Below are 20,701 nucleotides of genomic sequence, written 5' to 3'. Positions count from 1 at the left end.
GCCGTCCGAGAACCGGGTATGGCTACCGTACTGATCATCGGTGGGACACGGTTCATCGGGCGCTCCACTGTCGAGGAGTTCCGGGCGGCCGGCTACGATGTCGCGACGTTCAACCGGGGTCGCCACGACGACCCCTTCGCGGACGACGACAGCGTCACGCAGGTGACCGGCGACCGTCGGGAGCGTGACGCGCTGGAACGCGCTCGCGAGGCCGTCGATCCCGACATCGTCGTCGACTGTGTCGCGTACTTCCCCGCGGACGTGCGGACGGCGACGGACGTGTTCGCCGACAGCACGTACGTCTACGTCTCCAGCGGCGCGGCCTACGGCGTCGATCGGACGCCAAAGCGGGAGGACGAGACGCCGCTCGCTGACTGTTCGGCCGAGCAGGCGACGACCGACAGCGCCGAGACGTACGGCCCGCGCAAGGCCGAGGGCGACCGCGAGGTGTTCGCGGCGGCCGACGACGGCGTCCGTGCGATGAGCGTCCGGCCGACGGTGGTCTACGGCCCCCACGACTACACCGAGCGGTTCGCCTACTGGGTCGACCGGGTCGACACCGACGACCGGGTCCTCCTCCCGCAGGACGGGCTGAGCCTCTGGCAACACGTCTACGTCGAGGATGTCGCCAGCGCCCTGCGCGTGGTCGCCGAGGAGGGGACCGCCGGCGAGGCGTACAACGTCGGCGACGAGCACGCCCCCACGCTCGCCGAGTGGATCGACCTGCTGGCCGGCGTCTGTGGGACGACCGTCGAGACGGTCGGGGCGAGCGCCCGCGAACTCGCGACCGAGGGGATCGAGCCAGAGGACTTCCCGCTGTACCGGCGCCCGCCACATCTGCTCTCGACGGCGAAGCTCCGGGGGCTGGGCTGGTCGTCGACGAGCCACGCGAGAGCGCTCGAACGGACCGTCGAAGAACACCGCGAGAACGGCCGAACGGGGCGGGAGCACGGCCCGGACCGAGCCGCCGAACGGGCGCTGATCGAGCGGTTGACGGGCTGAGCTACGCCGGCCGGAGCGTCGTCTGCTTGGTCTCGTAGTCCTCCAGGAAGGCGTCGATACCGCCCACGGAGAGGCGACGGTCGCCGGTGTCGACGACAAGGGAGTTCTCGAAGCCGAAGTCGCTGGCCGGCGGGTCGAGCAGGTTCTGTCGCACGTCGACGACCTCGCCGACGACCGTCTCGAAGGCGTCGTCGGTCCCGGTCGGGCGGGCGTACAGTTCGGCCCTCAGTTCGGTCCCCGCACGCCGGTGCAGCGTCGCCGCGAGGACGGCGTGTCTGAACATCCGGGAGGTCAGGGGCAGGTCGGGCGGCCGCGCGACCGCGACCGTCTCGCCGATCGGCCAGTAGTTCCCCAGATACGAGCCCACCAGGACCGCCGCGATAGCCTCCTGTGAGAACGTGATCGCCCGCGTCTCGTCGTGGTCCCAGCTGAGCATCGTCGCCGGCGAGACGACGCCGCGCTGCTGGTCGATCGACAGCAACGAGGGCGCACCGGCGATGCCGCGTCGGGCGACCGTCGCGACGCCGTCGAGGTCGAGCGGCGACGACGGACCGCTGGGCGGGAGCAGCGACGACGACTCGTCGTGAGCCGAGAGGCTCAACAGGATCAACACGCCCCGATCGTGGGCCCGTCGGAGGTTCTCACTGACCTCCGGCAGGCGCTGGGACGGGAGCTGGAGGACGATCTCGTCTTCGGCGGCGTCGATGTACTGTTCGAGTCGCTTGACGATCGTCGACCGGGACTTGACGACCTCGAAGGAGTTGTCGTCATCGTTCTGTTGTTCGTACCGTGCGGTGACGGCCGATTCGAGTGTGTCGAGTTCGCTTCGCATCGCGCCGAACGCCTCCGCGGGGTCGGTCGCCTGGATACGTGTCGGCGTCCGATGGTCGTCGACGCTGAGGAACCCCTCGGACGCGAGGCGATCACAGATGTCGTAGACGTAGCTCGTCGAGACGCCGGCCGCGTCGGCGATCGTACTGGCGGTCGCGGAGCCGCGTTCGACGACCGCGAGGTACGTCTCGGCTTCGGTCTCGGAGAACCCGTGGCGCTGGAGCGTCTCTCGAAGCGTCGCCGTGTCGGTCATATCCTGGTCTCGCATCGTCTGTTCCGTAGTCCCAACGTGCGTCACTATCACCGCTCCCGGCAGGGAAATACCTGTGGTCGGGGACCGCCTCAGGACGACCGACGGGCGTCTTTCAGCAGGTCGACGACATCCTCCATCGTCGGGTCCTGGCTCCGAGCGGTCCCGGAGCCGGTTCCCCCGCTACCCGGGATCGGATCGGGGTCCGTGATGCTCGCCGTGTTCTGGACGGTGAGCGTCGTGGTCGGTCCGTCCTGGCCGACCGTGAGTTCGTAGTCACCGGCCTCGACGACCTTCGGACCGAGCGCGAGTACGTCGCCCGGGACGACCTCCAGAGCAGCCAGGTCGGCGGTGATCTCGACCGTCGTCTGCTCGCCCGAGTCGAGCGAGACCCGTTCGTAGCCCAGCAGCCGGCGGATCGGCTGGAGGACCGAGCCGTACGACTGGGTGTTGAACACCTCGACGACGTGCTCGCCGGCCATCTCGCCCGAGTTCCGGACTTCGACCGTGACGGTCACCTCCGAGGTGTTGGCGGGGTTGCCCACGGTCGAGGGCGTCACCGACACTGACTCGTAGGTGAAGTCGGTGTAGGAGAGCCCGTAACCGAACTCGAACATCGGGGTGTTGTCGGTCGCGCCGGTCGAAGTCGGATCGTAGCGGTTGTACTGGACCGGCGTCGTCCCGACGTTCTCGGGCCAACTGAACGCGAGTTTCCCCGACGGGTTGTAGTTGCCTACGAGGGTGTCTGCGATCGCGGGCCCGCCGTCGCTGCCGGGCTGGCCGGCGAACAGCGCCGCGTCGAGCTTCGAGAACGTCTCGGGGGAGCCACGCGGGCTCCCGGCCAGGAAGACACCGACGACCTGGGTCGAGTCGTCGACGGCCGAGGCGACGGTGTCGAGGAGGTCCTGCTGTGCCTCGTCGAGCACCAGTTCGTCGCGGTCGCCGAAGCCCTCGTTGTGGGTCCCCTCGCCGAGGACGACGACGGCGGCGTCGGCGTCGGGCGCGGCGGCCTCGACCTGCTGGCGCTGGCGCTCGGTGAACTCGAAGTTGCCGTTCTCGTCGGTCTGCTGGTTCGGGCCGTCCCCCTCGCCGGCCCACCAGCCGGCGTTGTTGTAGGTGGTCGGAACGTGTGTGAGGCTGCTGACGCGGTCCCGGAGCGCGTCGGTCAGCAGTTCCTGTCGCGGGTACGGGCCGCCGGCACTGGCTCCCTGCCAGCCGAGCGTCCAGCCGCCGTGTTGCATCAGCGCCCTGGTGTTGTTGCCGTTGCTGTCGACGCCGGGACCGGTCAGCAAGACGTTGTCCCGGCTCGATATCGGGAGGGCGCCGTTGTCGTTTTTCAGCAGGACGAGCGACTCCCGGGCCAGCTGTTCGGAGGTGTCCGCGGCGCCGCCGAGCGTACCCCCGATCCGCGATTCGTCGACCGTCGGCTCGGCGAACAGCCCGAGATCCTCCTTCAACTCCAGGATGCGCCGGACAGCTTCGTCGATGCGGCTCGTCGGGATCTCGCCGTCCTCGACCAGCGAGACGACGGTGTCGATGTACTCGACCGGACCGGGGGCGGAGCCGCCGTTGCCGATCATGTACATGTCGACGCCGGCGTTGATCGCCTCCTTCGTCGCGGTCCGGAAGTCCGGCGCGTAGTCGTGGTTGGTGATCATCCGGTTGAGGTCGTCGTAGTCGGAGATGACCACGCCCTCGAAGCCGTAGTGGTCCCGGAGCATCCGCGTCAACAGCCAGTGAGAGGCGTGAGCGGGCTTGCCGTTGACGGCGCCGCTGTTGACCATGACCGTCCCGGGTTCCGGCTCGAGCGCGTCCCGATACGGCGGCATGACGTTGGTCCGGAGGTCCCGCATCGAGGTGTCGACCGGCGCCCGGTCGTTGCCGTTGTTTGGCATCGAGTACGCGGCGAAGTGTTTGACACAGGCAGTCAGCCGGTCGTCGTCTTCCAATGCCTGTGCCCGGACCCGGGAGATGTCGCCGGTGAGCTTCGGGTCTTCGCTGATCCCCTCGAAGAACCGGCCCCAGCGGGGGTCTCGCTGGAGGTCCGTCGTCGGCGCGAACGTCCAGTGGGCACCCATCGAGGCCGTCGCGTCGCTTGTGTGGCGCTCGGCCTGTGCGATCAGTTCGGGGTCCCGCGTCGCGCCCATGTTCATCCGCTGTGGGAACGCCGTCGCTCCCTCCAACAGGACGTTGCCGTGGGTGGCGTCGACGCCGTAGAGGAACGGAATCCCGTGGTCGGCGTTGTTCAGGTTGTACTCCTGCAGCGAATTGACGCCCTCGACGACCTCCGACGCTTCGAAGGACGGCGGTGCGGCCCCGCCCGAGAGGACTGATCCGATCCCGAGTTCGCTGAAGTACTCCCCGACCGTGTCGACCCCGAAGTTACCGGGGACGTTCGACCCGCTTGGCTCCGGTTCGAAGGAGCTGATCGCCACCTGGGTCATCTGTGCCACCTTCTGTTCCAGCGTCAGATCGTCGATGATCGCGTCGATGTCGGTCTGTGCGGCCGCGGTGCCCGTGCCTGCGACGACCGCGCCCGTCGCAGCGCCGGTTGCTTTCATGAACGTCCGCCGAGAGGTTTCCCCGACCGCCCCATCCGTCGTATCGTTGTCGTGTGCCATCGCGTTCCATCCCAGCCGATATGCATAATTATCAGTTTGGGAAAGGATTCGTGGGACGGCGTTCCAAACGTTTGTTTCTGTAGTTCGAGTCCGGAAACAGTCGCGTGACACGACAGACTGCGGGCCGCCGGAAGGACAAACCGTTTTGCCACCGGGGTGACGAGAGACAGGTATGTTCGACAAGCGCACCTGGATCCGGCTCCCGCGCAACGTCGTGGTCGGCCACGACGTGCTCGGGGAGACGATCCACGCCGTCGAGGAACTCCACCTCACCGGCCGACCGCTGGTCGTTTCGAGCCCGACACCCCACGACGTGGCCGGCGAACGGGTCGTCGAGCAGTTCGCCGCCCAGGGGTACGAGCCGGCCGAAATCGTCATCGAAGAGGCGAGTTTCGGGGCCGTCGAGACGGTCATCGACCACGCAGAGTCCGTCGAGGCGGGCTTCCTGCTGGGGGTCGGCGGGGGCAAGGCCATCGACATCACGAAGATGGCCGCCGACGACCTGGGGCTGGGGTTCGTCTCCGTGCCGACCGCGGCCAGTCACGACGGCATCGTCTCGGGCCGGGGGTCGGTGCCCGAAGGCGACACGCGCCACAGCGTCGCGGCCGAGCCGCCGCTCGCGGTCGTCGCCGACACCGCGATACTCGCAGAGGCCCCCTGGCGGCTGACCACCGCCGGCTGTGCGGACATCATCTCGAACTACACGGCGGTCCGGGACTGGGAACTGGCCCAGCGGCTCCAGAACGTCGAATACTCCGAGTATGCCGGCGCGCTGGCCCGGATGACCGCCGAGATGCTCGTCGAGAACGCGGGGTCGGTCAAACGCGGTCTGGAGGAGTCGGCCTGGATCGTCGTGAAGGCGCTGGTCTCCTCGGGCGTCGCGATGTCGATCGCCGGCTCCTCGCGGCCGGCCTCCGGGGCCGAACACCTCTTTTCGCACCAACTGGACCGGCTCGTTCCCGAGGCGGCGCTGCACGGCCACCAGGTCGGCGTCGGCTCGATCATCACGGCGTACCTCCAGGACGGCGAGAAGGGGATGTGGCGCAACATCCGCGACGCGCTGGCACAGATCGGCGCCCCGACGACCGCCGAGGAACTGGGGATCGACGACGAGACGGTCGTCGAGGCGCTGACGACCGCCCACGAGATCCGCGACCGCTACACCATCCTCGGCAACGGGATGAACGAGGAAGCGGCGATCGAAGCCGCGACCGTCACGGGCGTCATCTGATCACACCGGGGCGTCGACGGCGTGCGTGGGCTCCCAGTGACCGTCCGCGGGAGCTGCCGGATCGACGGCGTCGGCCACGTAGACGACAGCGAGCCGGTAGACGGCCTTCGATCCCGGGTCGTCGCCGTTGCGGATCCCGCGGATCGTCGCCTCGGTGGCCTCGCGCGGGACACAGTCGATGCCGGTCTGTGCCTGTGCGATCCGTCGTGCGGCCGTCCCGATCGACTCCCCCGGGTCGGTTTCCCCGTAGGGAAGCCTGTCGTCCTCCCCGGGTGTCACCAACACGTCGCCCTCCTCGTTGGTGATCGCGACCCGGACCCCGAAGACGCCGTCGAGCGACCGATCGATCGCTGTCCGGTACTGCTCGGCGGTCGCCACCACGGTCTCCTGGTTCACCGTCGGCGACCGTTCCCCCTCGGTGAGCCGGTCTAACCGTTCCTGTACCCGGTCACGCGCCCGGTCGACCCCCTCCATGTGCTCGACAGTGCGACCCCGGCGACATAAAGCCAGCACGTCGTTTTCACGGGCTGAAACGGCAGTTCGTGACGCCCCGGGCTCAGACGTGCTGGTCGAGGAACTCGACGACGCGGCTGTAGGCCTCGATGCGGTTCTCGCGCTTGCTGATGCCGTGACCCTCGTCGTCGAAGAGCAGTTTCTCGACGGGCACACCTTGCTCGCGGGCCTGCTCGGCGATCTGTTCGGCCTCGCCGACCGGCACGCGTGGATCGTTCTCGCCGTGGAGGACGAACAGCGGCGCCGCGATCCGGTCGACGTTGTTGATCGGCGAGATCGACTCCAGGAACTCCCGGTCCTCGGCGAGCGAGCCGTACTCGGCCTCCCGAAGCGACCGGCGCCAGTCGCCGGTGTTTTCGAGGAACGTGACGAAGTTCGCGATCCCGACCACGTCGACGCCGGCCGCCCAGAGGTCCGGATACTCTGTCAGCGCCGAGAGGACCATGAAGCCGCCGTAGGAGCCGCCCATGGCGACGATCCGGTCGGGATCGACCGCGGCCTGGTCGCGGAGCCACTCGACGCCGGCCCGGAGGTCTTTCACCGAGTCCAGGCGCTTCTCGACATCGTCGAGGTGGGTGTAGGCCTTCCCGTACCCCGTCGAACCGCGGACGTTGGGCTCGAAGACGGCGTACCCCCGCGAGAGGAAGTACTGGGTCAGCCCGGAGAAAGAGGGTCGGCGCTGGCTCTCGGGCCCGCCGTGGATGTCGACGATCACGGGCGTCTCGCCGGCCGGGGCGTCGGCCGGCAGCGAGAACAGCGCGGGGATCTCGCGGCCGTCGAACGACTCGAAGCGGACCACCTCGGGTTCGACGAACGTCTCGCTCGGGATGCCGGCCGTCGAGGCCCGCGTCCAGCGTTCGCTTTCGCCAGTCGCCGTCTCGACGAGGAAGACGTTCGTGTTCTGTCGCCGGCCGGTGACGCTGAGCGCGAACCGCTCGGCGCCGGGTCCCCAAGAGACGCCGCCGGCCAGCCCGCCGGGCAGGTCCGGCGCCGGGAACTCCTCGACGGTCGTCGGCCCGGTCAGTTCGCCGACGGTGAGTTCGGTGTACCCCTCGACGTTGCGCGAGTAGACGAGTCGGCCGGTGTCCTGGTCCAGCGCGACGCCGTCGATGTTCCACTCACCGCCCTCCCGGACCGTCTCCAGCGTACCGTCCAGTCGGAGCCGCGCAAGCGAGAGCGTGTCGCTGTCCCGGTCGGTGACGAGATACAGCGCCTCGCCGTGGGGACCCCACGAGACGCTCGTGTACCGGACCGACCCCTCGTGTGGCGTCAGATGGTCCAGCTCGCCGCTGTCGACATCGAGAACGTACACGTCCTGATCGAAACTGGAGTGGGCCTCGGTGACGACCAGTTTCTCGCCGTCGGGCGCCCACCCGCCGACGGTGAACCAGCCGTCGCCCTCGTAGACCAGTTCGGCGTCGCCGTCGCGGTCCTGGACGTAGATGTCGAAGACGGCCTCGTCCCGGCGGTTCGACGCGAACGCGAACCGCTCGCCGTCGGGGTGCCAGCCGCCCCAGCGGTGTTTGGCGCCGGGCCGGCCGGTGAGGTTCCGCACCCGGCCCTCGGCGTCTAAGCGGTAGAGCTGCTGGCGTTCGTTGCCCCCCTGGTCCATCCCGAAGACCAGTTCCGATCGGGTCGGGGAGTAGTCGACGAAACTCACCGGCTCGTCGGCGAAGGTCCGCTGTTCGGGCCAGCCACACGGCTCGTCCAGGGTCCAGACCTGGGCGACACCGGTCGTGTCCATCAGGAACGCGACCTGGCCGTCCGGACTGAGCGAGGCCCCGTAGGCGCTGCGGACGTTCAGGTAGCGTTCGAGGTCGTAGTCGTACACGGCGGTGTCGAGGCGTCCGACGGCCAAAACGCTTTGTGGCGAACGGATGGCTTTTTTACTGCCCCCCGTGTGCCGACGGGTATGCGTGTCGCGGTCGTCGCCATGGAGACGCTTCGCCACCGTGACACCGAGGGACGACGCCGGCTGGAACGGCTCGCGACCCACCTGGCCGACGCCGGCCACGATGTCACCGTCTTCTGCGCACAGTGGTGGGAGGGACAGAACAACCGCTTCGAGCCCGAGAACGTCTCGTATCGGGCCGTCACGACGGCCCCGGCCGAGCCCTCGTTCTGTCTCCGGCTCCCGGCGCTGCTTGCGGCCCACAACCCCGACGTGATCCACGCGCTGTCGCATCCGCCGGGGGTCGCGCTCGCGGCCGGGCTGGGGGAAGCCTGGCCCGGGCGCCCGTCGCCGTCGACTGGTTCGGGGACGAGTCGCTGCCCCGGTCGCGGACGACCGGCCTGGCGCTTCGGTGGGCCGACCGACTCACCGTCCCGGCACAGATGCAACAGACCCACCTGCGCGAGCGGGGGTACGACGACGGCCGGACCGCCATCCTCCCCGAGAGCATCGACGTGGCGACGATCCGGGAGACGGAACCGGCCGACGACATCGACGTGGTCTACGCCCACCCGTTAGGCGAGAGCGCAAACGTCGAGTCGCTCCTGCTGGGGCTGGCCGAACTGCGCGACCGGGACTGGTCGGTGACCATCGTCGGCGACGGCCCCGAACGCGGGACCTACGAACAGGAAGTCTCGGACCTGCGGATCGACGACCGGGTGACCTTCGCCGGCGAGTGCGACCGCGAGCGCCGCGTCGCCATCTACAAGGGCGCTCACACGTTCGTCCAGACGGCCGTCCGCGAGCAGTTCGCCACCGAACTGCTGTGGGCGATGGCCTGTGGCTGTCTGGGGATCGTCGAGTACCAGGCCGAGTCCAGCGCCCACGAACTCGTCGAACAGCGCGATCGGGCCTTCCGCGTGACCAACCCCCAGGAGATCGCCGACACCATCGTCGAGTCGGCCGACCACGAACGGCTGGCCATCGACGACTCCTTCGCAGAGTTCGACCACGACGCCGTCCGGAAGCGGTACGAGGCGCTCTACGACGAACTCGTCGCCGAACACGGCCTGTTCTGAGCTGTCGGGCCGGCGAGGAGACGGGCAACGAAACCCGTTTGCCCGTCCCGGCGCTACGACAGCCCAATGACCACGGACGAGACAGCGGGAGCGGGGCCGCCAGCCGAGGAGTCCCCGGCAGACGACGCGGACACCGACAGGGAGGACGATCGACCGCTGGAACTGGACGCGGTGTACGACGCCATCGACGCTGTCGGTCGCCCCCACCTGACGGCGACGGAACTCTCCCGGAAGACAGACCTGACGCCCGAGGCGGCCCGCGAGGCACTGGAGACGCTGGCGGCCGAGGGCGACATCCAGCGCCAGGACGTAGCCGACATCGAGTCGGTGTGGTACCCGACCGACCTCGCCGAGGTCACCGACCGCGAGCGGGTCGTCCTCTTTCCCGATCGGCGCGAGATCGTCGTCGAACACCCCCACCAGTTCACGCGGGCACAGCTCTCGCAGTTCGCTCGGCTGCAAGACACCAACCGCTCGGGCGGCTACGTCTACGAACTCCGCGAGGAGGACATCTGGGCGGCCCCACACGAATCACTGGACGAACTGCTTTCGACGATGCGAGACGTGCTGGGCGAGCGCTCGCCGCATCTGGAGGAGTGGGTGACGAGCCAGTGGGAACGGGCCCGGAAGTTCCGGCTCTACACGCACGAGGACGGCTACGTCGTCCTGGAAGCCGAGAACGACGACCTGATGGGCAACGTCGCCCGGCAGAAACTCGACGACGACCTCCTCCGGGCGCCCATCTCGGACGCGGAGTCGTGGGTCAACGCCGACGCGACCGCCCAGGTCAAACGCACCCTCTACGAGGCCGGCTACCCGGTCCGAGACGACCGCGAACTGGAGACCGGCGACGCCCTGGAGATGGAACTGCGCCTGCGACTGCGTGACTACCAGGCCGACTGGGTCGAGCGCTTCACCGACCAGGGGTCGGGGGTGTTCGTCGGCCCGCCGGGGTCGGGCAAGACCGTCGCCGCGATGGGCGCGATGGCAGCCGTCGGCGGCGAGACGCTCATTCTGGTTCCCTCGCGCGAACTCGCGACCCAGTGGCGCGGCGAACTGGTCCGTCACACCACACTGACCGACGACGACATCGGCGAGTACCACGGCGGCGAGAAGTCGATCGAGCCGGTGACCATCGCCACCTACCGGACCGCCGGGATGGACCGCCACCGGAAACTGTTCGACCAGCGCAAGTGGGGGCTGATCGTCTACGACGAGGTCCATCACGTCCCCAGCCCGATCCACCGGCGGAGCGCGGACCTCCAGACGAAACACCGGCTCGGGCTGACCGCGACGCCGACCCGCGAGAGCGACGACGAGGAGGAGATATTCACGCTCGTCGGGCCACCCATCGGCACCGACTGGGGCAAACTGTTCGACGAGGGGTACGTCGCCGAACCGGAGGTCGAGATCCGCCTCGTCCCGTGGGGCAGCGACACCGAACGCAGCGAGTACGCAACCACCTCGGGCCACGGTCGCCGGCAGGCTGCCGCCGAGAACACCGGGAAGATCGACGAGATCCGCTACACGCTCGAACAACACCCTGCGGCGAAGGCGCTGCTCTTCGTGGAGTATCTCGACCAGGGCGAGGCGATCAGCGAGGCCCTCGACGTTCCCTTCGTCAGCGGCGAGATGCCCCACGCCCGCCGGGAGAAACTGTTCGACGAGTTCCGCCGCAGCGAACGGGACACGCTGCTCGTCTCGCGGGTCGGCGACGAGGGGATCGACCTGCCCGACGCGGAACTGGCCGTTGTCGCCTCGGGACTGGGCGGGTCGCGCCGCCAGGGCGCCCAGCGGGCCGGGCGGACGATGCGGCCGGCCGGTGACGCCCGGATGGTCGTGCTGGCGACGCGGGGAACGACCGAGGAGGACTTCGTCCGCCGGCAGATGCGCCACCTCGCCTCGAAGGGGATCAGGGTCACCGAGACGGAGTCGGAGGTCGTCGAGACGCCGGTCGACGGGGAGTGAACGGTCGTCGACGGCGGCCGATCAGGCTCGCGCCCGAAAGAAGGCGAAGGCCCCGCCCAGTTCGTCGTCGACGACTTCGACATCGGTGACCGTGAAGCCGGCGTCGGTCAGCAGTTCGCGGTTGCGCTCGCGGCCGTGGAAACTCCAGGCCATCTCGGTGCCGGTGTCGAGCCAGTCGTCGTTGTTCCCCTCCCACTCCTCGTTGCCCAGCGCGGCCAGCAGCCGGCCGCCGGGTGCGAGGACACGTTCGAACTCGGCGAAGACGGCGGCGTGTTCGGCCCGCGGGACGTGGATGACCGCGTGCAGGGAGACGAGGGCGTCGAAGGTGTCGTCGACGAACGGTAGCGCCGCGAGGTCGCCCTGACAGAACAGTGAGTCGGGGAGTCGCGCCCCGGCCGAGCGCAACTGCTCGCGGGAGATGTCCAATCCGGTCACCGCGTGGTCGCCGACGACGACATCGAGGGCGGGCGTCCCGGCGCCACAGCCGGCGTCGAGCACGCGGCTTCCGGCCGGTAGCGCCGCGGACAGGTCCGTGAGGAGGCGTCGTTCGCGGCCGTCCCCGTCGCGTTCGGCCGTGTACGTCGCGGCGATGTCGTCGTAGCCCGTCCGGACGGTCTCGCGCTGGTCCTCGTCCATACGCCGCGCTCTCGACAGCGACGAATAGCTCTTGTGGAGCCCTGACAAGCGGTGACAGTCTCACTCCGCGCCGAACCGACTCGGATCGTCGGCCGCCTCGACGACGTTGACGGCGGCGACGTTCTCGGGCACGTCGTGGACGCGGACGATGTCGGCCCCGCGCTCTGTGGCCAGTGCCGTCGCGGCGACGGTCGCGTGCTCGCGTTCGTCGGCGTCCTGCCCGATCAGGCCAAAGAGGGACTTGTGGGAGTGCCCGACCAGCACCGGACAGCCAAGCGCCTGGAACTCGTCGAGTCGGTCGAGCAGTTCGAAGCTCTCGGCGGCGGACTTCCCGAAGCCGACGCCGGGGTCGACGACGATCTGCTCGCGGTCCAGGCCGGCCTTCTCGGCCAGCAGGACTCGCTCGGTGAGGGCGTCGATGCAGTCGGTGACCACGTCGTCGTAGTGGATGTCGCTGTCGGGGTCGACCGGCACCTCGATCGAGTGCATCACGACGACGGGCACGTCGTACTCGGCGGCGACCAGGCGCATCTCGGGGTCCGCCAGCCCGGAGACATCGTTGAGGATGTCCGCGCCGGCGTCCAGCGCCGCCCGTGCGACGCTCGCCTTCCGGGTGTCGACCGACAGCGCTACGTCGTGGTCCGCAAGCGCCTCGACGACCGGGACGACCCGCTCGCGTTCCGCCTCGGCGGGCACCACGTCGGCGCCGGGCCGGGTCGACTCCCCGCCGATGTCGAGGATGTCGACACCCGCCTCGATCATCGCCTCGGCGCGGCCGACGGCGTCCTCGACTGCGTTGTACTCGCCGCCGTCGTGGAAGGAGTCCGGCGTGATGTTGAGGATGCCCATGACCGCGGTGCCGTCGCTCCAGGGGTAGTCGTGGTCCGTGGTGGGTTGCTGGATGTCAAGCGCCCCCCGGAGTTCGTCCGCGAACGTCGAGAGGCCGTAGGGCTGGCCGTCGAGTTTGTCGGCCAGGCGCTTGAACTGGGCCATCGTCGCCATCATCACGATGTCGACGTTCTCCTCGTCCTGGTCGTTCAGCCCCGAGATCGCACACTCGCCGCCCAGCGACAGCAGTTCCTCCTTGAGATACTGGGCCTGGCGGGGCTGGACGCGGGTCCGCAGGACGCGGTGGACGCCTTTCCCGCGCATCCGCCAGGCGCCGGCCTCGGTGACGTGGGCGGCTTCGAGCGTCCGGCGAGCCTCGGGGATCGAGTCGATCCGCTTCGGGACCATCGGCCGTGCCCACCGCGTGCGGGCCTCACGGACGGCGTACAGCGAGCCGGTGACCAGTACCGCGTCGTCGGGGCCGGCCGCGTCGAGTGCCATCCCGAGGGCGCCGGCGACATCCGACCGAGTCTCGACGGTCGCGTCGGCCGTCGTCCGCAACGCCGCGGCGACCACCTCGGCGGACTCGGCCCGGCCGATATTGGGGTGACAGGCGATCGCGCGGTCGAACGCCGGCAGCGCCGCGGCGATGCGTTCGTGGTCCTTGTCGACCATCGCGCCGACGACGACGTGGAGGTCGTCGTAGTCGAAGGTGTCGAGCGTCTCGGCGACCCGCTCGATCCCGCCGGGGTTGTGCGCGCCGTCGAGGACGACGAGCGGGTCCTCGCCCATGACCTCGAAGCGGCCGGGCCAGTGGGCGTTTCGGAGGCCCCGTTCCAGGTCGGCCGACGACACGTCCGCGACCTGCCGACACAGCGTCGCCGCGACGCCGGCGTTGGTCGCCTGATGCGCACCCAGTAAGGGGAGGTGCGTGTCGACGGTCCAGTCGGGCCCCTCGACGGTGACCGCGCCCTCCAGGCCGTCGCGCCCGCGGTAAGTGACGGACACGTCCGCGTCGTCGCCGACGGTCACCACGTCGCCGGCGACCTCCCGGACAGCCGCCAGCGCGTCGCCGGTCGTCGCCGTCACGAGGGGAGCGTCGTCGGGCGCGACGTGGGCCTTGTCGGTCGCGATCTCGGCGACGGTGTCCCCGAGTATGTCGGTGTGTTCGAGCGTCACCGAGGTGACCGTACTGGCGATCGGGTCGACGACGCTCGTGGCGTCGTACTTGCCGCCGATACCGACCTCCAGGACGGCGATGTCGACGTTCCGGCGGTCGAACTCCCACAGCGCCAGCGCGGTCAGCGTCTCGAAGAAGGTGGGCGACTCGCCGACGGCGCCCTGTTCGGTGACGTACGGTTCGACCGTCTCGGCGTACTCCACGAGCGCTGCTTCGGGGATCTTACGACCGTTGACCCGGATGCGCTCGCGGACATCGTCGAGGTGTGGCGAGGTGTAGAGGCCGACATCCAGTCCGGCCTCCCGGAGGGTCCGTTCGACCATGCGGGCGGTCGATCCCTTCCCGTTCGACCCGGCGATCTGGACACAGTCTATGCGCTCGTGGGGGTCCCCGAGCGCCGACAGCAGGTCCCGCGTGGCGTCGGTGCCGGGCCGGGAGGCGAACCGGCGCAACTCGAAGAGGAAGTTCGCGGCCTCGTGGAACTCCATGCTCGCGGTAATCACGTCGTCGCGCTTTAGCCTGTCGGACCTACGACTCCCGCTGGAGCCAGCGGACCACCGCACCGCTCAGCGCGACGAAGGCGACACCCAGGAGCGGTGCCCGGTCGAGACTCCCGTCGCCGGCGAGTTCGGACTCGTCCGCTGACGGCGCCGGCTTGTCGGCGTCGGACTCGCTCGCCGACTCCGCCGTCGTGTCGGCCGCCACGACGCGCTCGGTCGCCGCTTCCGAGGACTCTTCTGCCGTCGGCGCCCCCTGTTCGTCGCGTTCGGCCTCGCTAGCGTCCGGTTCGGCGTCGGTATCGGGTTCGTCGGTGGGTGTGTCCACGGTCGGGGCGTCGAACTCCGTCGGGCCGGCGCCGGTCGAATCGTCGCCGGCGACCGCTGTATCGTCGTCACCGGCCACCCGGTCGCCGGGGACCCCGTCGGGGTTCGGGACGGTCCCGGTGCTACCGGGTTGGTCCTCGGTCGCGGCGACGGCCGTCTCCTCCCATGCAGGGCTCTCGAACTCCGTCTCGGGCGTCGGGGCGCTGTCGCGGTTCCGTCGCCGGTACCACCACAGGCCGGCGGTCGCGACGCCGGCGCCGATCATGGCGACCGCCGCGGCGAGCAGGCCGTACTCGCCGACCAGCGACCGGGGCTGACCGCCCCGACCGGAACCGTCGTCGACCGCGTCGGCGTCGTCGGCTACTGTGTCGGTCCGACCGGGGAGCGGCGTCACGCGCTCTGTCTCCGGGTCGAACTCCTCGGGCACTTCGACCCCGGGAACCGCTCTCGCCGCCCGCCTGACAACGTCGCTGTCGATGTCGATGCGGACGACCGTGTAGTCGCTCATACCTCTGGCTTGGTGCCCGGGGAGCAAAAACAACGGTGGCCGGGGATCGGACACTAACCAGTAAGGTACGGTCGTTCACCCGACAGGTGCCAGCGACGGGCTGTGGAGTGAAACCGCACGACAGCGGCCGTATCCAGGCGATCGGAGCCGGTCCAAACTGGTGAGGTCGTACGGTGAGGGACCTGGGGCCTGTTGTCGGGGACACGATGACGGGACAGGCCACCACGGTATCCGCGACGGCAGTCGAGTGCGTTCGAGCAGCCATCACCGAGACCTGCGGCGGGTTCGAACAGCGGACCCGACTGCTCCTCGAACGCAACGGCCTCCCCGAGCCGGAGCGGGGCGAGTGGTACCCGCTGGCGAACGTGCGGGCGCTGTACGAGGACCTGCACTCGACGACCGGCCGGAACATCGTCGAACAGATCGGCGTGACCTTCCCTCGGGTCACGGACTGGCCGGGCGGCGTCGACGGCGTCGGCGCGGCGCTGGCCGGACTCGACGGCGTCCACCGGGACCTCCACCGGGGCGAAGCCGGCGGGTACAGCTTCACCCGCACCGGCGAGCGGACCGGCCGCCTGGTGTGTGACACCCCGTATCCGGCCGCCTTCGAACGGGGCGTCGTCCGCGGGATCGGAAAACGCTTCGGCGTCGACACCGGCTTCGTCGCGATCGACGACCACACCCGCAGCGACGGCGCGACGGTCTGTACCGTCGAGTGGTGGGGCGAGCGCGGCACGAGCGCGACCGCACGTCTGGGTACGTCGAGCGACACCGAGTTCGTGACCGGCGACTAACGCTCCTCTGTCTCCCGTTCTCGCTCCCCGCGATCTGTTCCCCGGTCCCGTCCGTCCCGCCCGGCTTCGGCGACGGCCCGCTCGTCGGCGACCGCACGGGCCGACGGGGTGTCCCGTTCGTCGTCTTCCTCGTCGAGAAGTGTCCGCAGCCGGGCTTCGAGTTCCGCCTCGCTCAGTTCCCCGTCGACGTAGCGCTGTGTGAGCGCCTCGCGGCGCTCCTCGACGGTCGGCTCGGGCGGTTCGAACCGGTCGGCGAGCCCGAGCGCCGACAGCGGCGGGACGAACCGCTCCAGGCGACCCAGTCCGTCGGCGACCCGCTGACTCTTCGGGAGCGAGGCCGACGCCGCGAGCGACGTGACCAGGCGGACGCCGAAGACGACACACAGCCCGAACAGGGCCAGCGACCCGAAGACGGTACCGGCGACGATACCGAGGATCGGCCCGCCGGTGAGGAGGACAGACAGGGTCGTGAACAGGCCGACGACGGCGACGCCGACTGCTCCCAGTCCCGAGAGGACGGTGACGGCGAACAACAGCCAGTTGCGGTTCTCCCTCAGCCAGTGCACGTCGGGACGTACTCGCAGGTCGGAGATATGGGTTTGGGACTCAGTCGTCCTCGTGGCCGTTGACCGGCACGTACCAACGGCCCGACTCCGAGAACGAGCCCAGAAGCCACTCCCGGACGGTGAGCTGTCGCTTCCGACCGGCTTTGCGGGCGCTCGCCAGTCGCCGCTCGGTCGTCTGGAAGTAGTTGACCACGGTCACGAGCACGACGCCGCCGATGGAGTTCCCGAGCAGGACCGGTAGGACGAACTGCGTGGTCCCGACCGCGAGGCTGAGTTCGCCGATGAACACGAGATACAGCATCTCCGTCGCGGAGACGACCACGTGATAGAGGTTCGCGAAGGGGATCGCCAGGAAGGAGACGTAGACGAGGGCGAGCCTGGAGATGCTGTCCCGCAGCGAGTAGTCGACCCAGACGACGCCGGCCACGATGAGCCCGGCGAAGACGGCCTTCGAGAACAGCGTCCACCACGGCGTCTCGATGGCCTTCCGGGCGAACCCCTCGGCCGCCAGGGCCGCGTCGGGCGAGAGCACGCCGGTCGAGGCGAGCGCGAACGCACCGAGCGCACCCCCCGGCGAGGTTGGCGACGAGCACCAGCCCCCAGATCCGGAACAGGGAGGGGGGAGACTCGCCAGTCGTTCCAGCGTCAGCGCGACCGGCGGGAGCGTGTTCTCCGTGTAGAGCTGGTAGTCCCCGAGGATGATGAACACGAACCCGAGCGGGTACAGCAGTGCGCTCAGGACCGGATCGCCGTCGGTCGACGCGTACAGCGACGCGTACAACAGGAAGGTGACGGTGATCGCGAAGCCCGCAGCCAGCCCGCTGGCCAGCAGTTCGCGCCGTGACGCGGTCACCTCGTGGTCAGCGGCGACGATGATGCGCTGGAAGATCTCGTCGGCGGAGAACCGGTCCCTGATGACGTGGCCGCCGGCCGGTGCGCCGCTCTGTGAACGGTCGACCGCGTCCCTGACCGCCCGTTCACGGTCTGTATCGTCTGTCATAGCCGGCGTCTTGACCGGCCCGCGGCAAACAGCTTTCGAGACCGGACGAGGTTCGGGCCGACGGGTGGTGCTGTTCAGTCGTGCCGGAAGCTGCGCTGGCCGGTGAACACCATCGTCATGTCGTGTTCGTTCGCGGCCTCGATGACCGAGTCGTCGTTCTTCGAGCCGCCGGGCTGGATGACCGCCTCGATCCCGGCCTCGGCGGCCTCCTCGATCCCGTCCGGGAACGGGAAGAAGGCGTCCGAGGCCATCACGGCGCCGTCGGCGTCTTTCCCCTCGGCGTGTTCGTCGGCCTTCATCGCGGCCAGCCGGACGGCGTCGACCCGGGAGACCTGTCCCATGCCGATCCCGACCGTCTCGGTGTCCTTGGCGAAGAGGATGCCATTCGATTTGACGTGTTTCAGCGTGTGCCAGGCGAACAGCATCGACTCGATCTGGTCGTCGGTCGGCTCGCGCTCAGTGACGACCTCCAGGTCGTCGGCGGTGAGATGCTGGGTGTCACGCTCCTGGACGAGGCGACCGCCGACGAGGGGTTTCTCCGTGAGCGTGTCGGTGACTTCGAAGTTGTCGTTGACATCGAGCACTCGGAGGTTCTCCTTCTCGAAGAGCACGTCCAGCGCGGCGTCGGTGTACCCCGGCGCGACGACGACCTCCTTGAACGAGTCGATGATCTGTTCTGCGGTGTCGGCGTCGCACTCGCGGTTCAGGGCGACGATGCCGCCGAAGGCGCTCATCGGGTCGGTCGAGAGCGCGTCGGCGTAGGCCTCGGCCAGCGTGTCGGCGGTCGCACAGCCGGCCGGGTTGGTGTGTTTGATGACCGCCGCGGCGGGCTCGTCGAACTCCTTGATGAGGTTCAGGGCGCCGTCCGCGTCGTTGTAGTTGTTGTACGACAGCGCCTTCGCGCCCTCGTTGAGCTGGTCGGCGTGGACGACGCTGGCCTCCGAGACGGTGCTGTCGGCGTACAGCGCGGCGTCCTGGTGGGGGTTCTCCCCGTAGCGCAGGTCGGCGGCGCGGTCGTCCGAGACGATGCGTCGGGCCGGGAAGTCACCGCCCTCGTCGCCCTCGACGGTGACGGTGCCGTCGTCCTCGACGGTGACCCGATCCCCGGCGAACCACTTGACCGCTCGCGGGTAGGCGGTGAACTCCCCCTCGTAGAGGACCCGTTCTTTCAGCGAGTCCTCGTCGTCGCCCTCGAAGACGGGGATCGGTTCCTGGGTGACGATCGGCCCGCCGTCGACCGTCTCGTCGACGACGTGGACCGTACAGCCCGACACCTTCACGCCCGAGTCGAGCACCTGCTCGTGGGCGTCCATGCCCGCGAAGTTCGGCAGCAGGGAGGGGTGGACGTTCAGCGTCGTCGGCGTCTCCGAGAGGAACGTCTCGCTGAGGATGCGCATGTAGCCGTCGAGCGTGACAAGCTCGAAGTCGTACTCCGACAGGGCGTCGAGCACACGCCGCTCGTGGGCCTCGCGGGCCTCGTCGGGGTCGCGCTCGACGACCTCCGTCGGGATGCCCCGCTCGGCGGCGTCGTCGAGGACGGGCGCGTCGGCGTCGTTTGTCAGCACGACCGCGAACTCCGCCCCACCCGGAGCGCGGTCGGCGATGTTCAGCAGGTTCCGGCCACGATTGCTGGCCATACCGGCGAGTTTCATATCTGAGTGGCTGCGGGGAGCCCGCAAAGTAGTTGCGAAACGGACGCCGAGACCGCTGACACCGACGACGGTGAATCGCCCGTGTACCGGCGTCTCACCCCACTCGACACAGCGGATCGGGAGAGGTGGCTTCGGACGGCTCCCGGCGCACAGGCAGACACGCCGCGTGTGGCCTTCGGACAGAGCCCCGTGGCCGGGCCAAGCACCCGTTACTCCGTTCCGTCCCGGAACGAGCCACGAGCACGCGGGCAGTGCTCCCCCGTCTCCGACGCTCCGGCGGTTCCCCTCGCTTACCCGTCGGCAAGGCGGGACTAGACGCCCCGATCTGACGGGGGTGGTCCGTCCACCGAACGCCGGAACCGACGGGCACGGTTCCGGAAATCCCAGGTTTACTGACCCTTCTTCGCGCGGATAGCGCGGTGTGACTGACCGGCGCCTGTCGGACCGGAGACCGCGTGCACGCACCGGCCACAGACAGTGCGAGATACGGGACACATAACAATACCGAAAGGTCGCGTAGGAGCGGGCACCATGCCATCCGTAGAACCGTCCGTGCTCCAGCTAGACACCGGGCTACTCGGGGAGACGATCGCCGGTTTCGTCGACTTCCTCCCACAGCTGGTCGGCGCGGTGCTCATCCTCGTCATCGGTTGGTTCATCGGGCGACTCGTCGGGGGCCTCGTCCGTCGCCTCGTCGACCGGACGGAGATCGACCGCCTCGTGCTGAAGACGCCACTGGGCGGCGCGCTCGGCGGGAGCGAGCGGGCGGTCTCGACGAGTCTCGGCAGGATCGGGGCCTTCTTCGTGTACGCGCTGGCCATCCTGGCGGCGGCGGACGCGCTCGCCATCGAACTCCTCTCGCAGTGGATCGCCGACGCGGTGTCGTACCTGCCGGCCCTCATCGCCGGGTTGCTCATCATCGTCATCGGGTTCGTCCTCGCCGACTTCCTCAGCGACATCGTCGCCCACACCGAGACGGTGACCGACACGGGCTACACCGACGTGTTCGCCGACGGGCTCCGCGCGTTCCTCTACTTCGTCACCGTCATCATCGGCCTCGGGACGATGGGCGTCGACGTACAGATTCTGAACACCTTCGCCCAGGCGGCAGCCTGGGGCCTCGCGGCCGGCGTCGCGCTCGCCATCGGGATCGCCTTCGGACTCGGTGGCCGCGACTACGTCGCCGCGAACATCGGTGACTGGCTCCCCGGACGGACACCCGATAGCACCTCGACCGCCATCGGACAGACCGACGGCGGCGAGGAGCCGACTGACTGAACGGCCGGCCCCGACAGCGGTCGTCGGAGTGGGCTGTGTCGTGTCGACG

The 20,701-nt window shown here is 69.1% G+C and carries 15 protein-coding genes and 1 pseudogene; 6 read left to right on the top strand and 10 right to left on the bottom strand.

The window, feature by feature from the left end; translation table 11 throughout:
- The first annotated feature begins 18 nt into the window (after positions 1-18).
- Positions 19-1,002: an NAD-dependent epimerase/dehydratase family protein gene (locus tag P1L40_RS13040; protein ID WP_284007588.1), complete on the top strand. Its 984-nt coding sequence runs from the start codon at positions 19-21 to the stop codon at positions 1,000-1,002.
- 1 nt (position 1,003) lies between these two features.
- Here P1L40_RS13040 and P1L40_RS13035 read toward each other — a convergent pair whose 3' ends face one another.
- Together P1L40_RS13035 and P1L40_RS13030 are read right to left on the bottom strand one after the other, a co-directional pair.
- The gene (locus P1L40_RS13035; RefSeq protein WP_284007586.1) at positions 1,004-2,101 is read right to left on the bottom strand and encodes a TrmB family transcriptional regulator; all 1,098 of its coding nucleotides are present in this window, start codon (positions 2,099-2,101) and stop codon (positions 1,004-1,006) included.
- A gap of 74 nt (positions 2,102-2,175) precedes the next feature.
- Complete coding sequence (locus tag P1L40_RS13030) at positions 2,176-4,704, bottom strand: glycoside hydrolase family 3 N-terminal domain-containing protein (protein ID WP_284007583.1); 2,529 nt, start codon at positions 4,702-4,704, stop codon at positions 2,176-2,178.
- Positions 4,705-4,876: 172 nt separating this feature from the next.
- Between P1L40_RS13030 and P1L40_RS13025 the strand changes: the two genes are divergently transcribed.
- Positions 4,877-5,935, top strand: a complete 1,059-nt coding sequence (locus P1L40_RS13025) for an NAD(P)-dependent glycerol-1-phosphate dehydrogenase (protein ID WP_284007582.1) — start codon at positions 4,877-4,879, stop codon at positions 5,933-5,935.
- On the opposite strand, the gene P1L40_RS13020 is transcribed toward P1L40_RS13025, so the two are convergent.
- Positions 5,936-6,409, bottom strand: a complete 474-nt coding sequence (locus tag P1L40_RS13020; protein ID WP_284007581.1) for an NUDIX hydrolase — start codon at positions 6,407-6,409, stop codon at positions 5,936-5,938.
- 82 nt (positions 6,410-6,491) lie between these two features.
- A complete protein-coding gene (locus P1L40_RS13015) occupies positions 6,492-8,279 on the bottom strand; it encodes a S9 family peptidase (RefSeq protein WP_284007579.1) in 1,788 nt (595 codons plus the stop codon).
- A gap of 81 nt (positions 8,280-8,360) precedes the next feature.
- On the opposite strand from P1L40_RS13015, the pseudogene P1L40_RS13010 reads away from it, so the two are divergent.
- A pseudogene (locus P1L40_RS13010) lies at positions 8,361-9,418 on the top strand (glycosyltransferase family 4 protein).
- Between the two features lie 66 nt (positions 9,419-9,484).
- Positions 9,485-11,386, top strand: coding sequence for a DEAD/DEAH box helicase (locus P1L40_RS13005; protein WP_284007578.1), 1,902 nt, complete (start codon positions 9,485-9,487; stop codon positions 11,384-11,386).
- 21 nt (positions 11,387-11,407) lie between these two features.
- Here P1L40_RS13005 and P1L40_RS13000 read toward each other — a convergent pair whose 3' ends face one another.
- From P1L40_RS13000 to P1L40_RS12990, 3 genes are read right to left on the bottom strand one after another with little or no spacing between them, the layout of a single operon-like run.
- Positions 11,408-12,022 carry a class I SAM-dependent methyltransferase gene (locus tag P1L40_RS13000; protein ID WP_284007576.1) on the bottom strand — a complete coding sequence of 205 codons (615 nt, stop codon included), beginning with the start codon at positions 12,020-12,022 and terminating at the stop codon, positions 11,408-11,410.
- A 60-nt stretch (positions 12,023-12,082) separates the two neighbouring features.
- Positions 12,083-14,518 (bottom strand): dihydropteroate synthase, encoded by a 2,436-nt coding sequence (gene folP, locus P1L40_RS12995; RefSeq protein ID WP_284007574.1) that lies wholly within the window; start codon positions 14,516-14,518, stop codon positions 12,083-12,085.
- A 40-nt stretch (positions 14,519-14,558) separates the two neighbouring features.
- Positions 14,559-15,362 (bottom strand): hypothetical protein, encoded by an 804-nt coding sequence (locus P1L40_RS12990; protein WP_284007572.1) that lies wholly within the window; start codon positions 15,360-15,362, stop codon positions 14,559-14,561.
- Positions 15,363-15,535: 173 nt separating this feature from the next.
- Here P1L40_RS12990 and P1L40_RS12985 point away from each other — a divergent pair, with 173 nt between their 5' ends.
- Positions 15,536-16,156, top strand: coding sequence for a hypothetical protein (locus tag P1L40_RS12985; RefSeq protein WP_284007570.1), 621 nt, complete (start codon positions 15,536-15,538; stop codon positions 16,154-16,156).
- On the opposite strand, the gene P1L40_RS12980 is transcribed toward P1L40_RS12985, so the two are convergent.
- From P1L40_RS12980 to purH, 3 genes are all read right to left on the bottom strand, one after another.
- Positions 16,153-16,722: a hypothetical protein gene (locus P1L40_RS12980; protein WP_284007568.1), complete on the bottom strand. Its 570-nt coding sequence runs from the start codon at positions 16,720-16,722 to the stop codon at positions 16,153-16,155. The genes P1L40_RS12985 and P1L40_RS12980 overlap by 4 nt on opposite strands.
- Before the next feature lie 40 nt (positions 16,723-16,762).
- Positions 16,763-17,722: a formate/nitrite transporter family protein gene (locus tag P1L40_RS12975; RefSeq protein ID WP_284007567.1), complete on the bottom strand. Its 960-nt coding sequence runs from the start codon at positions 17,720-17,722 to the stop codon at positions 16,763-16,765.
- Between the two features lie 74 nt (positions 17,723-17,796).
- Entirely contained in the window at positions 17,797-19,374 is a 1,578-nt protein-coding gene (gene purH / locus P1L40_RS12970; protein ID WP_284007566.1) for a bifunctional phosphoribosylaminoimidazolecarboxamide formyltransferase/IMP cyclohydrolase, read from the bottom strand.
- A gap of 531 nt (positions 19,375-19,905) precedes the next feature.
- On the opposite strand from purH, the gene P1L40_RS12965 reads away from it, so the two are divergent.
- Positions 19,906-20,652, top strand: coding sequence for a mechanosensitive ion channel family protein (locus tag P1L40_RS12965; RefSeq protein WP_284007564.1), 747 nt, complete (start codon positions 19,906-19,908; stop codon positions 20,650-20,652).
- Positions 20,653-20,701: the final 49 nt, after the last annotated feature.

The organism is Haloarcula pelagica (genome assembly GCF_030127105.1).
GTDB classification, from domain to species: domain Archaea; phylum Halobacteriota; class Halobacteria; order Halobacteriales; family Haloarculaceae; genus Haloarcula; species Haloarcula pelagica.
This window is presented reverse-complemented; position numbering and strand designations above follow the sequence as displayed.

Excerpts from the sequence above, each read along its gene's own strand:
- P1L40_RS13000 (WP_284007576.1), bottom strand. The coding sequence starts at position 12,022 with ATGGACGAGGACCAGCGCGAGACCGTCCGGACGGGCTACGACGACATC.
- P1L40_RS12965 (WP_284007564.1), top strand. The coding sequence starts at position 19,906 with ATGCCATCCGTAGAACCGTCCGTGCTCCAGCTAGACACCGGGCTACTC.
- P1L40_RS13035 (WP_284007586.1), bottom strand. The coding sequence starts at position 2,101 with ATGCGAGACCAGGATATGACCGACACGGCGACGCTTCGAGAGACGCTC.
- P1L40_RS12975 (WP_284007567.1), bottom strand. The coding sequence starts at position 17,722 with ATGACAGACGATACAGACCGTGAACGGGCGGTCAGGGACGCGGTCGAC.
- P1L40_RS13005 (WP_284007578.1), top strand. The coding sequence starts at position 9,485 with ATGACCACGGACGAGACAGCGGGAGCGGGGCCGCCAGCCGAGGAGTCC.
- P1L40_RS13025 (WP_284007582.1), top strand. The coding sequence starts at position 4,877 with ATGTTCGACAAGCGCACCTGGATCCGGCTCCCGCGCAACGTCGTGGTC.
- P1L40_RS12990 (WP_284007572.1), bottom strand. The coding sequence starts at position 15,362 with ATGAGCGACTACACGGTCGTCCGCATCGACATCGACAGCGACGTTGTC.
- purH (WP_284007566.1), bottom strand. The coding sequence starts at position 19,374 with ATGAAACTCGCCGGTATGGCCAGCAATCGTGGCCGGAACCTGCTGAAC.
- P1L40_RS13040 (WP_284007588.1), top strand. The coding sequence starts at position 19 with ATGGCTACCGTACTGATCATCGGTGGGACACGGTTCATCGGGCGCTCC.
- folP (WP_284007574.1), bottom strand. The coding sequence starts at position 14,518 with ATGGAGTTCCACGAGGCCGCGAACTTCCTCTTCGAGTTGCGCCGGTTC.
- P1L40_RS13020 (WP_284007581.1), bottom strand. The coding sequence starts at position 6,409 with ATGGAGGGGGTCGACCGGGCGCGTGACCGGGTACAGGAACGGTTAGAC.
- P1L40_RS13030 (WP_284007583.1), bottom strand. The coding sequence starts at position 4,704 with ATGGCACACGACAACGATACGACGGATGGGGCGGTCGGGGAAACCTCT.